The sequence below is a fragment of the Actinomycetospora callitridis genome, assembly GCF_028737265.1.
Classification (GTDB): Bacteria; Actinomycetota; Actinomycetes; order Mycobacteriales; family Pseudonocardiaceae; genus Actinomycetospora; species Actinomycetospora callitridis.
Genome location: NZ_JAQZAK010000009.1, coordinates 97,723 through 109,217, shown reverse-complemented (window position 1 = coordinate 109,217; position 11,495 = coordinate 97,723). Strand labels below are relative to the sequence as shown.

The window sequence follows — 11,495 nt, the reverse complement described above, 5'->3', positions numbered from 1 at the left end:
GGGAAATTAGTTCCCGATCGTCCGCCGCCGGGCCGGTGTCCGCGGGGGTTGACTCGATGTCAGCCGGAGTCGTGTGTGCGACCCCGGGACAAGCACGGACATCGAGGAGGCTCCCGTGACCGTCGTGGACCTGGTGGTGCTCGCGGTGGTCCTGATCGCCGCGCTGCGCGGCTGGCGCCGTGGCGGCACCGGACTCGTCCTCCGCGCCGCCGGCGCCGTGGCCGGCGTGCTGCTCGCCGGCGCGCTCGCCCGCTGGCTGGTCCCGTTGCTCGTCGCGCCCGACGCGACGGTGTCGCGCGGGGCGATCATCATCGGCGCCGCGCTCGTCGGCGCCCTCGTCGGCTGGGGCGTGGGCCGCCGTCTCGGCGAGACCCTCGCCGCCCGTCGCGGCGGCGGGTTCCGCCGGCCCGGTCTGCCCGACCGCGCCCTCGGCGTCGTCGCCCACGGCGCCCTCGCGCTCATGCTGCTCGTGCTGGCCGTCGGGGTCGTGTCCGCGTTCGGCCCCACCGGGCTGGGCGACGCGGCCCGCGACAGCTCCGTGCTCGGTGCCGCCGCACAGCACCTGCCGAACCCGCTCACGCTGCTGCCCTCCGAGAGCGCCACGCTCGCCGACGGAGGTGCGCGATGACCCCGACGACCACTGCCCGCTCCGCCCTCACCTGGCCCCGGCTCGTCGGCGCGGCCGCCGTCGGCCTCCTGTTCCTGACCTGGCTCGGCTCCGGCTCGTTCGTCATGGCCCTGCTCGTGCTCGTCCTCGTCGCCGGCACCGCCGGGTTGGCGTGGATGGTCGTGTCCTCCACAGGACGCGGCCCGCGTGGCGGCGACGGCTCGTCCCCGGTGCTCGAGGCGCTGCCGACGACGGACCTCGCCCCGCCCACGGCCTCGGACCGGGTGCGTCGCGCCGTGCGCGGGCTGCTCGGCCGGCCGTGGGTGCACGGCGACGGGCTCATCCGCGCCGCCGCCCGCCGGCTCGCGTCCGAGGAGTCCCTGGTGTGGACGCCGCGCGGCCAGCGCGTCGCGGCCCCGCACCTGTGGGTGGAGTTCCACCCCGACGACCTCGCCGACGTGGCCGCCCGCTGGCCGCTCGAGGTGCTCGCCGACGAGCTGCTCTCGGGCTACCTCGAGCACGCCCGCGACACCGACGCGCGCCGCCTCGCCGAGCGCACCTTCCTGCACCTGCTCGCGGGGGCCGACGTCCCGGTCGGGCGCGTGCTCGTCACCGCGGCCTTCTCCCGGCCCGCCGCGACACCCGTGGCGACGGCCTCGGCGGTGGACCCGACCCCGTCGTCGCTGTCGTCCCCGCCGGCGGCGCCCCCCATCTCGGCTGACGGCTCCGGCCGTCCGCCGTCCCCACCCGGGCCTCGCCCGGCCGTGCCGCGGGCAGGCGGCCGGCCCGGGCGGGCTCTTCCGCCCCCACCTCGGCCGGCTCAGGCGCGGGGGCCGGCCGGGGCTCCCCGGGACACCGTCGGGGGGTCCCGGGGAGCAGGCGGTGCCCGCTCCCCGTACACCGAGAAGCACACCGACGCGCCCGGGACACGGACGACCGTGGTCACCCCGACCGCGGGGCCCCGGCCCGGATCCCGACGCGGCGCGACGCTCGTGCAGCGGGTCGCCGAGAGGGCCCGGGACGCCGCCCGGGACGCCACACGCGGCCGTGCCCCGACCCCCGTCGGCGGTCCCCGCGAGGAGGAGACCCGGGCCCGTCCCCGCGTATCCTGGGGTCGGCCGGCGGGACCCCGCCGCGACGGGGGCGGCTAGGGGCAGCACGGGCCTCCCGCCCACGCTGGACGGGAGGTGTCGTGACACGACCGGTCGCCCGCGCTCCGCAGGCCCCCTCTCCGGGGACCCCGCGCATGGCCCTCGGCGGGCTCACCGTCCTCGACGTCCGCACCGAGCGGGCCCAGTCGGTCCCGTGGGGCGAACGGGTCACGATCGGCCGTGGCGACGGCACCGGTCGCCGGCGCGACGAGGGCGCGGGCGCCGCGCGGCACGTCGCCGTCCCCGACGACCGCGTGTCACGCCTGGCCGTCGAGATCGAGGTCCGCGACGACGCCTACCTGATCATCAACCGGCAGCGACACGGTGGCCTGCTGACCCTGTTCGTGCCCGGTGTCCCCGGCAAGGACCGCATCCGCACCGGCAACGGCCTGCTCGTGCGCGACGACCGTTCCTCGCTGGGCCTGTGGTTCCCGGACGGTCAGGAGCTCACCCTGGCGCTGCTGCGCTTCGCCCCCACCGCGGCCGCGGGGGTCACCACCAGCGGGGGCCTCGCCGGTGGCCGCACCATCGACACCTCGCTGCCCACGGCCGAGACGTGGTGGTCGGTGCTGGTCGCGGCCTGCGGCCCGACGCTCATCGCCGCCGCCACCGCCGGGGCGGGCACGTCGCGCGAGGTGCACGGCGACGCCGACCAGATCGCGGAGTGGCACCGCGCCGAGGGCCGTCCCGCGCCCAGCCCCAAGACGCAGAGCGAGGCGTTCCGGCACGCCCAGCGCTGGCTGCGCGGCCTCCGGCTCAACGACAAGACGCGCGGCTGGCGCATCGCGGTCGTCGAGCAGGTCATCCACCTGAGGCTGGTGACGATCGACGACGTGCGCCTGCTCTTCCCCAGCCAGGCGCCGCGCACCATTCGTTGAGCTGATCGGTGGGCTACTCGGTGAGGTCGCGGTCCGGCAGCGGACCGAGCGTGGCGAAGGCGTGGAGGTAGGGCTCCACGTCACCGCGCACCGTCCACGCCCGCAGCTGGGCGGCGGAGCGCCGCGCCATCAGGGCGCGGGCGAGCTCGGAGTCCGGCGCCCGGACCTCGACCGCCGGCTCGCCCTCCCCCGACGTCCACGACCAGCCCTCGCCGACGAGCGCGATCGGCGGCAGCCCGGGGTCGAGCCGGCCCGCGAACCGCGCGACGAAGCGCTCGCGCATCGCGGCCATACCTGCCGCGCGGTCCATGCCTCGTTGTGGTCCTCGGGCTCGTCCCCGGCGACGACGTCGGCACCGAGCCCCACCATGTGCGAGAGCAGGTCACGGACCGTCCAGTCCGGGCAGGCGAGCACGGTGGCCGACGCCCGGGCCGCGGGCAGGCCCGCCGCGAGGTCGATGACGCGCTCCTGCGCGCGGGTCCATTCCGCGATGCCGTCCACGGGATGGGACCCTCTCACCCGGCGCTACTCTGCGTACGGAGGAAAAACCGACCGAACGTCCGGTGAACTGAATCGGTCGACCGCTCGTCGCCCTCCTCGCACGTCATACCGAGTTGTGTGTCACTCGGTTGTGTCAGAGTGGACGAATGTCACGCGAGGGGGACGGGACGATTCCGGAGGGTGGCCCAGCCACCCCTGACGCCATACGCCACGCGCCGGGCTATCTCGCCCGGCGCCTCCACCAGGCCTACACGGCCGCCTGGGCCCGCAGGGTGGATCCGGTGCTCACCGGACCTCAGTACTCCGTGCTCGTCACGGTGGACGCCCACCCGGAACTCGATCAGGGCTCTCTGGCCCACACCGTCGCGCTCGACCGCTCCACCATGGCGGACGTGTGCCGGCGGCTCGAGGACCGCGGACTCATCGCGCGCACGCAGGCGCCTGCGGACGGGCGGCGCAAGCTGCTCGGGCTCACCGACGACGGACGGGAGGCCTTGGCCCGGGTGCACCGCCGGGCACGCGAGCTCGAACAGGAGCTGATGGCGGAGCACGCCATCGACGTCGACCAGCTCCTCGTCCACCTGGACGCCCTGTCCCGGCGATGGGAGACCGTCGCCTCCGCGGGGCCTCCGGGCTGATCCGTCCGGCTCAGCGCCCCGGACCCTGGCGCTGCGCCCTCATCAGCAGCATCGCCGCGCCCGCCACGAGAGCCGCGGCCAGCGCGACCGTGAAGATCGCCCAGGGCACGAAGGCGCCGGTCGCCAGCGCGAACGCCCCGAAGTACAGGGCGGCCGCGACGTAGACCGCGAGCTGCAGGCGACACAGGAACCGGTTCCGGTCGGTGTCGTTCGGCGGCCACGTGATGCCCGGCATGCGGAGCACCGTACGCGGCGCCTCCGACCGCACCCCGCTCAGGCCGCCGACGCGAGCTCGGGGGCTTCCCGGGCCTCCTGGGGCTTCTGGCCCTCGACCTCCGGCGCCGCGGTCACCGGCACCTGACGGAACGCGACCAGGGCGAGCCCCGCCAGGCCGGCGAACACGAGCGCCCCGCCGGTGGCCGCCCATCCGAGGCCGGCCGTGAACGCCGTCGCCACCGCGTCGAAGAGCTCGGGCGTCGGGCCCGCGGCGATCGCCTCGGTGATGCCCGTGCGCGCGGCGTCGGCGAGCGGCGCCGGCGTCCCCGGCGGGACCACGAGGTCGTCGCGGTACACCGCCGTGGCCAGGCTGCCGAGCGTCGCGACGCCGAGGGCGATGCCGAGCTCGCCGCTGGTCTCGGAGAGCGCGCCGGCCGAGCCGGCCTTCTCCTCGGGCACCGAGCCGACGAGGAGGTCCGTGCCCAGTGCCGTCGGCAGCGCGATCCCCACCGAGGCGAGCAGGAAGCCGCCGAGCAGGACCAGGGTGCCGCCGCCCTCCCCGGCGCCGAGCAGCCCCACGACGGCCAGGCCGACGGCGCCGATCAGCAGGCCGCCCGCCATCACCCGCGCCGGGCGGATCGACTGCGCCAGCCGCGGCGCGAGCAGCGAGGCCACGACCATGGCCGCCTGCAGCGGCGCGAGCACCAGGCCGACGGTGAGCACCGAGAGGCCCGCGACGAGCTGGAGGTACAGCGTGAGCAGCAGGAAGGTGCCGGCCATGACCACGCCGCCCCCGAGCCCGATGCCCAGCACGCCCGCCGGGGCGCGGTGGCGGAACAGCCGCAGGTCGAGCAGCGGGTCGGCGAGGCGGAGCTGACGGCGGACGAACAGGGCGCCGACCCCGAGGCCGACCACCAGCGACGTGAGCGCCCCGAGCTCGGGACCCGTGGCGGCCAGCGACTTGAGCCCGTGGACGACGGCCAGCACGGCGCCGAGCGAGAGCGCGACGCTGACGAGGTCGAGCCGCCCGGCGCCCGTGTCGCGCGACTCGGGCAGGAGTACCGGCCCGAGGACGAGCAGCAGCGCCATCACCGGCACGCCCATGAGGAAGGCCGCGCCCCACCAGAACGCCTCCAGCAGCACGCCGCCGATCAGCGGACCGATCGTCATCCCGCCCATGAAGCAGCTCATCCAGATCGCGATCGCCGTCCCCCGGGCCCGCGGGTCGGGGAACATCGTCCGGATCAGCCCGAGCGTCGAGGGCATGAGCGTGGCCCCGGCGACCCCGAGCAGCGCCCGCGTCGCGATCAGCATCGCCGGGCCGTTCGAGAACGCGGCGATCACCGAGGCGACACCGAACGCCGCCGCCCCGATGAGCAGCAGCCGGCGACGCCCGATGCGGTCGCCGAGCGTGCCCATCGTGACGAGGAAGCCCGCGATCATGAAGCCGTAGACGTCCATCGCCCAGAGCTGGGCGGTCGGCCCGAGGCCCAGGTCGGCGGACAGGGCGGGCAGCGCCAGGTAGAGCACGCTCATGTCGAGCGAGAGCAGCAGCGTCGGCAGCGCCAGGACGGCGAGCCCGATCCACGCTCGGCGTCCGGTCGTCGCGGGCGGGGCCATCGGGTCCTCCTCGGGTGGGAACGGGGAGGACGCTAGCAGCGTTCGATCCTAGAAAACAACCGAGCAGTCCTGCGATGCTACCAGGGCGGCCGCCGTACCGTCGCACCCGTGCCCCCGACACCCGCCGTCGACCACCTCGTCGTGGCCGCCACCGACCTCGCCCACGGCGTGCCGGCCCTCGAGGAGCAGCTCGGGGTCCGGCTCGGGCCGGGCGGTCGGCACGCCGGCTTCGGCACCCACAACGCCCTGCTCGCCCTGGGTGGGAGCACCTATCTCGAGCTGATCGCCGTCGACCCCGACGCCCCCGCGCCGGATCGCCCCCGCTGGTTCGGGCTCGACGAGCCCGCCGTCCGGGCGCGCCTCGCCGACGGCCCGCGGCTGCTGCACTGGGTCGCCCGCCCCGGCGTCCTCCCGCCCGGCCCCGACGACCACGGCGAACGCCTCCGGCTCTCCCGCGACGCGCTGTCGTGGACGCTGACGGTGCCGGCCGACGGTGCGCTCCCCGGCGGTGGCAGCGGACTCGTACCGAGCCTCATCACCTGGGACGGGCCCCACCCCACCAGCGGGATGCCCGACGCCGGCGTCCGGCTCGAGCGCCTGGTCCTCGCCACACCCGACGCTCACGCGCTGCGCCGCCGGCTCGCGGGTCTCGGACTCTCGGGCTGCGTCACCGTCGCCGACGGGCCGCCGCTCCTGCGCGCCGAGCTCCGGACGCCCGACGGCCCCGTGGTGCTGGAGAGCTAGCTGCCGGGCGGGTTCGGCCCGACCGACGAGGCGTCGAGCCCGGCGGCATCCGCGGACCCGCGGTGGGTGCCCCGTCGCGCGACCTCGCCGATGAGCCAGCGGGCGACGTCGATGAGCTTGAGGTTGGTGCTCTGGGACGACTCCACGAGCATCTGGAACGCCTCGGTCTCGTCGACCCCGAAGCGTTCCATGAGGACGCCCTTGGCCTGGCCGATGACGTCCCTGCTGTCGACGGCCCGGCCGAGGTGGACGGCCTGCTCGCTGCCGTGCAGGAGCATCGCGGCCTGGACACCGAACAGGCCCGCCAGCTGCCGCGCCTCGGAGTCGAACACACCCGGCTCGGCGGCGTAGAGGTTGAGCGCGGCCCGCATCCGCCCGTTGGTGGTGAGCTGGGTGGAGAGCATCGAGCGGTAGCCCGCGGCCACCGCCGCGGGCGCGAACCGGGGCCACCGCTGCGCGTCGACCCCGGCGAGGTCCTCCGCGATCACCGCGCCGTCCTCGGCCGGGGACTCGAGGGCGGTGACGCAGGGGCCCTCGTGGAGCTCGCCCTGCAGCCGGTCCAGCTCCGAGATGCCGCGGCTGGTCGGGTTGCGGGAGTCGACGATCCCGTCCTCCGTCACCGACAGGCCGCCGGCGGTCGCGCCGGGCACCGTCTCCACGGCCGCCGAGACGATCTCCGACAGCGTCTGTTGGAGATCCCGGATGCTGCGTCGGTCCAGAAGCGTCCGGGCTGCTCTGCGCAGAGCGACGACGAGCTGATCGGCCTGCCCCGGGTGCACCGTGCTGTCCCCACCTTTGCGGTCGCTACGAGAGGCGGGGCGGCAACCGGACGATGTGCCGCACTGCCGGTCTCTTCACGCGCGCACCGACGACCCGTCCCGGGCGGGGTACCGGGGACCGTCGGCGCGGAGAGACCTGGCAAGCGCCGGCCTCGCCTGCGCCCCGATCCACGAAGCGGCCGTCTGCTCGACCGCGGCGCCGCTACTTTACTGGTACAGCGTGTGACGGTCACCGAGGGACACGGCCCGGACGACGAGCGCCGTCACCCGGCCCCGTACAGGTCGCGGAGCAGGGCGATCTCCGCGCCGTGGTGGATCACTTCGCGCTGGGTGTGCAGGACGATGGCGGCGGTGGTCCACCCCTCGAGGGGGCTTCCGGGCGGTCCGGCGGGCGCCGCGAGCCCGGCGGTCCCGACGCCGCGGAGACCCTCCATCCACCGGCCGAACACGTCATCCAGGTGATCCAGCGCCCCGCTCGCCGTCCCGGCCGGCGGGGTCACCGCGGTCCAGGCGACGGCGGGACCACCGAACTTCTCGAGCCCCATCTCGAGCAGCGCACTGACGTGGGCGAGCCGCCAGGCGATCGTCGTCACCGGCGGGGGTTCGGGCGGCGGGATCACGACGTCGCACACGAACCGGGCGTCGTCACGACTCCACCGCACCGTCCACGCTCCGGCGACGGGCTCCCAGAAGTACTCGGCGTCCGTCAGCCCGTCGAGCCGAGGGCGCAGCTGGCGCGACCAGTGCGTCTGCAGCTGCGCCGCGATCTCGGCGTTCCAGTCGATGTCCATCGTCCGCCCGAGGGTGGCAGCACAGGCCCGGGCGGACGAGCGGATTTCGCGCGGACTTCTCCTGGTGACTCAGCCGGACTGGTGGACGATCTGGATGAGGTTGCCGCAGGTGTCGTCGAGCACGGCGGTGGTCACCGGGCCCATGTCGACGGGCTCCTGGGTGAAGGTCACGCCGAGCGCGCGCAGCCGGTCGTACTCGACCTCGACGTCGTCGACCGCGAACTGCGTGAAGGGGATGCCGTCGGCGAGGAGCGCGTCCTTGAAGGGCTGCACCGCCGGGTGCCCACCGGGCTCCAGCAGCAGCTCGGTGCCGTCGGGGTCCTCCGGGGACACCACGGTGAGCCAGCGGTCCTCGCCGCCCAGCGGGATGTCGTGCTTCGTCGTGAAGCCCAGGACGTCGACGTAGAACCGCAGCGCCTTCTCCTGGTCGTCGACGAAGACGCTCGCGATGTGGATCCTCACGTCGGTTCCTCTCCCCTGTCCCCCGCGAGCCAGCGCTCGACGATCGTCCGCAACGGCCCGGTGTCGATGTGGTGGAACTTGTACCGGCCCTCGCGCGTGGTCTCGACGAGGCCGGCGGCCTCCAGCACGTCGAGGTGCTGCGAGATCGCCTGCCGCGTCGAGCTGAGCCCGTGCTTCATCGTCAGGCGGCCACAGAGCTCGAAGAGCGTCTGACCGTCCCGGTCGGTCAGCTCGTCGAGGATCGTGCGCCGGGTGGGGTCGGCCAGGGCCTTGAAGACGTCGCCCACGGCCGGAACATTAGGCAAGTCGCGACTTGCCTGTCAACGACTCAGAGGATGGCGCCGACGTCCTCGCTGCTCTCGGGGAGGATCGCGCCGGCCTCCATCACGTTCGCGCCCGGGATCTCGACGATGAAGATGCCGAGGTCCTCCTTGGCGTCGCCCGTGATCGCGCACCAGGCGTCCGCGAGACCGCTGATGAGCTTGGCGCGCACCTCGGGCGAGCGTCCGGACCGGATCAGCCCGACCATCCGGGGCCCCTCCACCGCCTCGCCGGCGACGAATACGCTCCCGGGCGCGACCTCGGTGAACGAGCACTGCACGTAGGTCCCCGGGGCGCCGGTGACCTCGGCGTGGACCTTGGTCATCGCGGCGGCCACCTCGGCCTTGTGGTCCAGCGTCGCTCCGCCGGTGGGCACGGTGAACTGGTAGAAGGGCACGTCATCCTCCACGGGTCGGACTCGATTCGAGTCTGACCGTGACAGAGGTCCCGCAGGGGCGCAACCTGCTGGGACTCGAAAAGTGTCCTACCCTGGTGCTCGTGAAGCACGACGATCTGCAGGACGTCTACTGCTCGGTGGCCCGGACGTGGTCGGTGATCGGCGAGCGCTGGACGATGATGATCCTGCGCGAGTGCTTCCGCGGCGAGCGCCGCTACGACCACTTCCGCGACAAGCTGGGCATCGGCAGCAACGTCCTCAACGACCGGCTCCGGCTGCTCACCGCCGAGGGCGTGCTGGACCGCGTCCCCTACCAGGACAGCCCGGCGCGCCACGAGTACCGCCTCACCCGCAAGGGCGCGGACCTCTACCCGGTCCTCGTGACGCTGATGAGCTGGGGCGACACGTACAAGAACGACGTCGCGCCGGTGCGCCTGATCCACCGAGCCTGCGGACACCCGGCCGAGGCGCGCGTGACCTGCAGCCACTGCGCGGAGCCCATCGCCTGGCGGGAGATGACCGCGGAGTTCGAGCCCGGGGCCTGGTAGACGCGCAGGGGCCGGCCGGGCACGTCTCGTCGCACCACGACGTCGAACGGCTCAGCGCAGCAGGCCCTCGCTGTGCGCGAGGCGCGTCGCGTCGGCACCCGTCACGACGTCCCTCCCCCGGCCACCGTCTGCGCGTAGGCAGCGAGCAGCGCGACCCAGCCACCACCGCCGTGCTCGATGGCACCGTGGACACCTTCGCCGCCGACGAGGCGCTCGAAGTGGCGGTGCTCGACCTCGACCGTGGTCTGCTCCGGACCGTCGGCGTGGAAGCGGACCTCGATCTCGCTGGCGTGCGAGGGATCGGGGTCGAACTGCCAGTCCCCGCCGATCTGCCAGGTGAACAGCACCCGCTCCGTGGGCTCCCAGGCCAGCACCCGGCCCCAGTCGCACTCGGAGCCGTCGACCCCGCGCTCGAACCACCGCCCGCCCTCGTGGGGCTCCAGGATCACGTCGGCGACCTCGGACGACCCGATGTGGTACTGCCGCGGCCACCACGCGCCGAAGTGGCCGGTGAACAGCTCGAAGGCGCGGTCACGGCTGACGTTGACGGTGGTCTTGCCCTCGATCGCCGGGATCGGTGTGGTCATGGCTACTCCTTGCAAGACGGATCTGCGTGGTCGGTGCCGGCGGTCTCGTCGGCGGCGGCTTGCTCGGCGAACTTGTGAAAGTCGGCGAGAGCGTGCTCCCAGACGCCGTCGAGCCAGCTCCGCAGCGCGGCCACGCCCTGCGGGTCGAGCCGGTAGATGCGCCGCGTTCCCTCGGCGTGCGAGACGACCAGACCGCCGTCCTTGAGCGCCTTGAGGTGCTGGGACACGGCCGGCCGGCTGATCGGGAGCCGCTCGGCCAGGTCGCCGACCGAGCTGGGCCGGCGTGCCAGCGTCTCGAAGATCGCGCGACGCATCGGGTCGCCGAGCAACCCGAGTCCCGCATCTCCGTAAGCTGACACGAACCGTAAGCTACGACGAACCGATGAGGATGTCGAGCCTGGGGTGTCCGCTCCGGTGGATTCAGTGGGTGGTCGGTCGGGCGGTGGACACCGACCCGCGGGCCTCGCTGATGAGCCAGTGGGCGACCGCGGTGAGCTTCATGTTGGTGTCCTGGGAGGACTTGACCAGCATGTTGAAGGCGTCCTCGTCGTCGACCTTGAAGCGCTCCATGAGGATGCCCTTGGCCTGCCCGATCACATCGCGGCTGTCCACCGCGCGTTGGAGGTGGGCGGCGGTCTCGGCGCCGTAGAGCAGCAACGAGGCCTGGACACCGAACAGGCCGGCCATGGTGCGCGCGTTGTCGTCGTAGGCATCCGGGGTGGCCGAGTACAGGTTCAGCGCCGCGCGCAGGCCGGCGCCGGTGGCCAGCTGGGTCGACATCAACGCCCGATATCCGGCCTCGACCACGTAGGGCGCGAACCGGGGCCACCGCTGGGCGTCAGCCCCGGCGAGATCCCCGGCGACGACGAGACCGTTCGGGGGGGGTTCTCGATCGCGGTGATGCAGGGCCCTTCACGCAGCTCGCTCTGGGTGCCGTCGAGCTTGCCGATCACCTCGCTGGTGGGGTGGCGGGTCTCGATCCGGCCGTGCTCGGTGATCGAGATACTGCCCGCATCCACTCCCGGGACGGTCTCGACAGCCGAGGCGACGATCTGGCCCAGCGTCTCCTCGAGGTCGCGGATGCTGCGCCGCCGGGTCAGATCGCGGGCGGCGTTGCGCAGGGCGACGAGGACCTGATCGTCCTGTTCGGTGCTCATGGTCGTGCTCCCCACTGCTCGCGGCGCGGAGGGCACGGAGACCAGCGCGCCGGGCGCACTGTTCAGGCAGAGCCGAAGCGACATGCGCGGCGATCTGC

At 73.9% G+C, this 11,495-nt stretch carries 18 protein-coding genes; 6 read left to right on the top strand and 12 right to left on the bottom strand.

Annotated features, from left to right (window positions below):
- Positions 1–115 precede the first annotated feature (115 nt).
- Genes PH191_RS23670 through PH191_RS23660 form a run of 3 tightly spaced genes read left to right on the top strand, consistent with a single transcriptional unit; the run spans position 116 to position 2,636 of the window.
- Entirely contained in the window at positions 116–628 is a 513-nt protein-coding gene (locus PH191_RS23670) for a CvpA family protein (protein ID WP_274197089.1), read from the top strand.
- Entirely contained in the window at positions 625–1,758 is a 1,134-nt protein-coding gene (locus tag PH191_RS23665) for a hypothetical protein (RefSeq protein WP_274197088.1), read from the top strand. The genes PH191_RS23670 and PH191_RS23665 overlap by 4 nt, the downstream gene beginning before the upstream one ends.
- Before the next feature lie 41 nt (positions 1,759–1,799).
- Complete coding sequence (locus tag PH191_RS23660) at positions 1,800–2,636, top strand: hypothetical protein (protein ID WP_274197087.1); 837 nt, start codon at positions 1,800–1,802, stop codon at positions 2,634–2,636.
- Positions 2,637–2,765: 129 nt separating this feature from the next.
- Here PH191_RS23660 and PH191_RS30150 read toward each other — a convergent pair whose 3' ends face one another.
- On the bottom strand, positions 2,766–3,137 hold the full coding sequence (locus PH191_RS30150; protein WP_420791840.1) for a maleylpyruvate isomerase N-terminal domain-containing protein: 372 nt from the start codon (positions 3,135–3,137) through the stop codon (positions 2,766–2,768).
- 281 nt (positions 3,138–3,418) lie between these two features.
- Between PH191_RS30150 and PH191_RS23650 the strand changes: the two genes are divergently transcribed.
- Entirely contained in the window at positions 3,419–3,775 is a 357-nt protein-coding gene (locus tag PH191_RS23650) for a MarR family winged helix-turn-helix transcriptional regulator (RefSeq protein WP_274197085.1), read from the top strand.
- Positions 3,776–3,785: 10 nt separating this feature from the next.
- Here the strand turns inward: PH191_RS23650 and PH191_RS23645 are convergent, their stop codons facing one another.
- Both PH191_RS23645 and PH191_RS23640 read right to left on the bottom strand, forming a co-directional pair.
- On the bottom strand, positions 3,786–4,010 hold the full coding sequence (locus PH191_RS23645) for a hypothetical protein (protein WP_274197084.1): 225 nt from the start codon (positions 4,008–4,010) through the stop codon (positions 3,786–3,788).
- Between the two features lie 38 nt (positions 4,011–4,048).
- Positions 4,049–5,611, bottom strand: a complete 1,563-nt coding sequence (locus PH191_RS23640; RefSeq protein WP_274197083.1) for an MFS transporter — start codon at positions 5,609–5,611, stop codon at positions 4,049–4,051.
- Between the two features lie 108 nt (positions 5,612–5,719).
- Between PH191_RS23640 and PH191_RS23635 the strand changes: the two genes are divergently transcribed.
- On the top strand, positions 5,720–6,355 hold the full coding sequence (locus tag PH191_RS23635) for a VOC family protein (RefSeq protein WP_274197082.1): 636 nt from the start codon (positions 5,720–5,722) through the stop codon (positions 6,353–6,355).
- Here the strand turns inward: PH191_RS23635 and PH191_RS23630 are convergent.
- The 5 genes from PH191_RS23630 to PH191_RS23610 form a co-directional block, all read right to left on the bottom strand.
- Entirely contained in the window at positions 6,352–7,134 is a 783-nt protein-coding gene (locus PH191_RS23630) for a GAF and ANTAR domain-containing protein (RefSeq protein WP_274197081.1), read from the bottom strand. The genes PH191_RS23635 and PH191_RS23630 overlap by 4 nt on opposite strands.
- 263 nt (positions 7,135–7,397) lie before the next feature.
- Positions 7,398–7,925, bottom strand: coding sequence for a DinB family protein (locus tag PH191_RS23625; RefSeq protein ID WP_274197080.1), 528 nt, complete (start codon positions 7,923–7,925; stop codon positions 7,398–7,400).
- A 69-nt stretch (positions 7,926–7,994) separates the two neighbouring features.
- Positions 7,995–8,387 carry a VOC family protein gene (locus PH191_RS23620; RefSeq protein ID WP_274197079.1) on the bottom strand — a complete coding sequence of 131 codons (393 nt, stop codon included), beginning with the start codon at positions 8,385–8,387 and terminating at the stop codon, positions 7,995–7,997.
- On the bottom strand, positions 8,384–8,674 hold the full coding sequence (locus PH191_RS23615) for an ArsR/SmtB family transcription factor (RefSeq protein ID WP_274197078.1): 291 nt from the start codon (positions 8,672–8,674) through the stop codon (positions 8,384–8,386). The genes PH191_RS23620 and PH191_RS23615 overlap by 4 nt, the downstream gene beginning before the upstream one ends.
- Before the next feature lie 41 nt (positions 8,675–8,715).
- Positions 8,716–9,105 carry a tautomerase family protein gene (locus PH191_RS23610; protein ID WP_274197077.1) on the bottom strand — a complete coding sequence of 130 codons (390 nt, stop codon included), beginning with the start codon at positions 9,103–9,105 and terminating at the stop codon, positions 8,716–8,718.
- Positions 9,106–9,206: 101 nt separating this feature from the next.
- Between PH191_RS23610 and PH191_RS23605 the strand changes: the two genes are divergently transcribed.
- Entirely contained in the window at positions 9,207–9,653 is a 447-nt protein-coding gene (locus tag PH191_RS23605) for a winged helix-turn-helix transcriptional regulator (protein ID WP_274197076.1), read from the top strand.
- A 101-nt stretch (positions 9,654–9,754) separates the two neighbouring features.
- Here PH191_RS23605 and PH191_RS23600 read toward each other — a convergent pair whose 3' ends face one another.
- From PH191_RS23600 to PH191_RS23585, 4 genes are all read right to left on the bottom strand, one after another.
- The gene (locus PH191_RS23600) at positions 9,755–10,240 is read right to left on the bottom strand and encodes an SRPBCC family protein (RefSeq protein ID WP_274197075.1); all 486 of its coding nucleotides are present in this window, start codon (positions 10,238–10,240) and stop codon (positions 9,755–9,757) included.
- A 2-nt stretch (positions 10,241–10,242) separates the two neighbouring features.
- A complete protein-coding gene (locus tag PH191_RS23595; protein ID WP_274197074.1) occupies positions 10,243–10,599 on the bottom strand; it encodes an ArsR/SmtB family transcription factor in 357 nt (118 codons plus the stop codon).
- A 61-nt stretch (positions 10,600–10,660) separates the two neighbouring features.
- Entirely contained in the window at positions 10,661–11,020 is a 360-nt protein-coding gene (locus PH191_RS23590) for an ANTAR domain-containing protein (RefSeq protein WP_274197073.1), read from the bottom strand.
- Entirely contained in the window at positions 11,020–11,397 is a 378-nt protein-coding gene (locus PH191_RS23585) for a hypothetical protein (RefSeq protein WP_274197072.1), read from the bottom strand. The genes PH191_RS23590 and PH191_RS23585 overlap by 1 nt, the downstream gene beginning before the upstream one ends.
- Positions 11,398–11,495 lie beyond the last annotated feature (98 nt).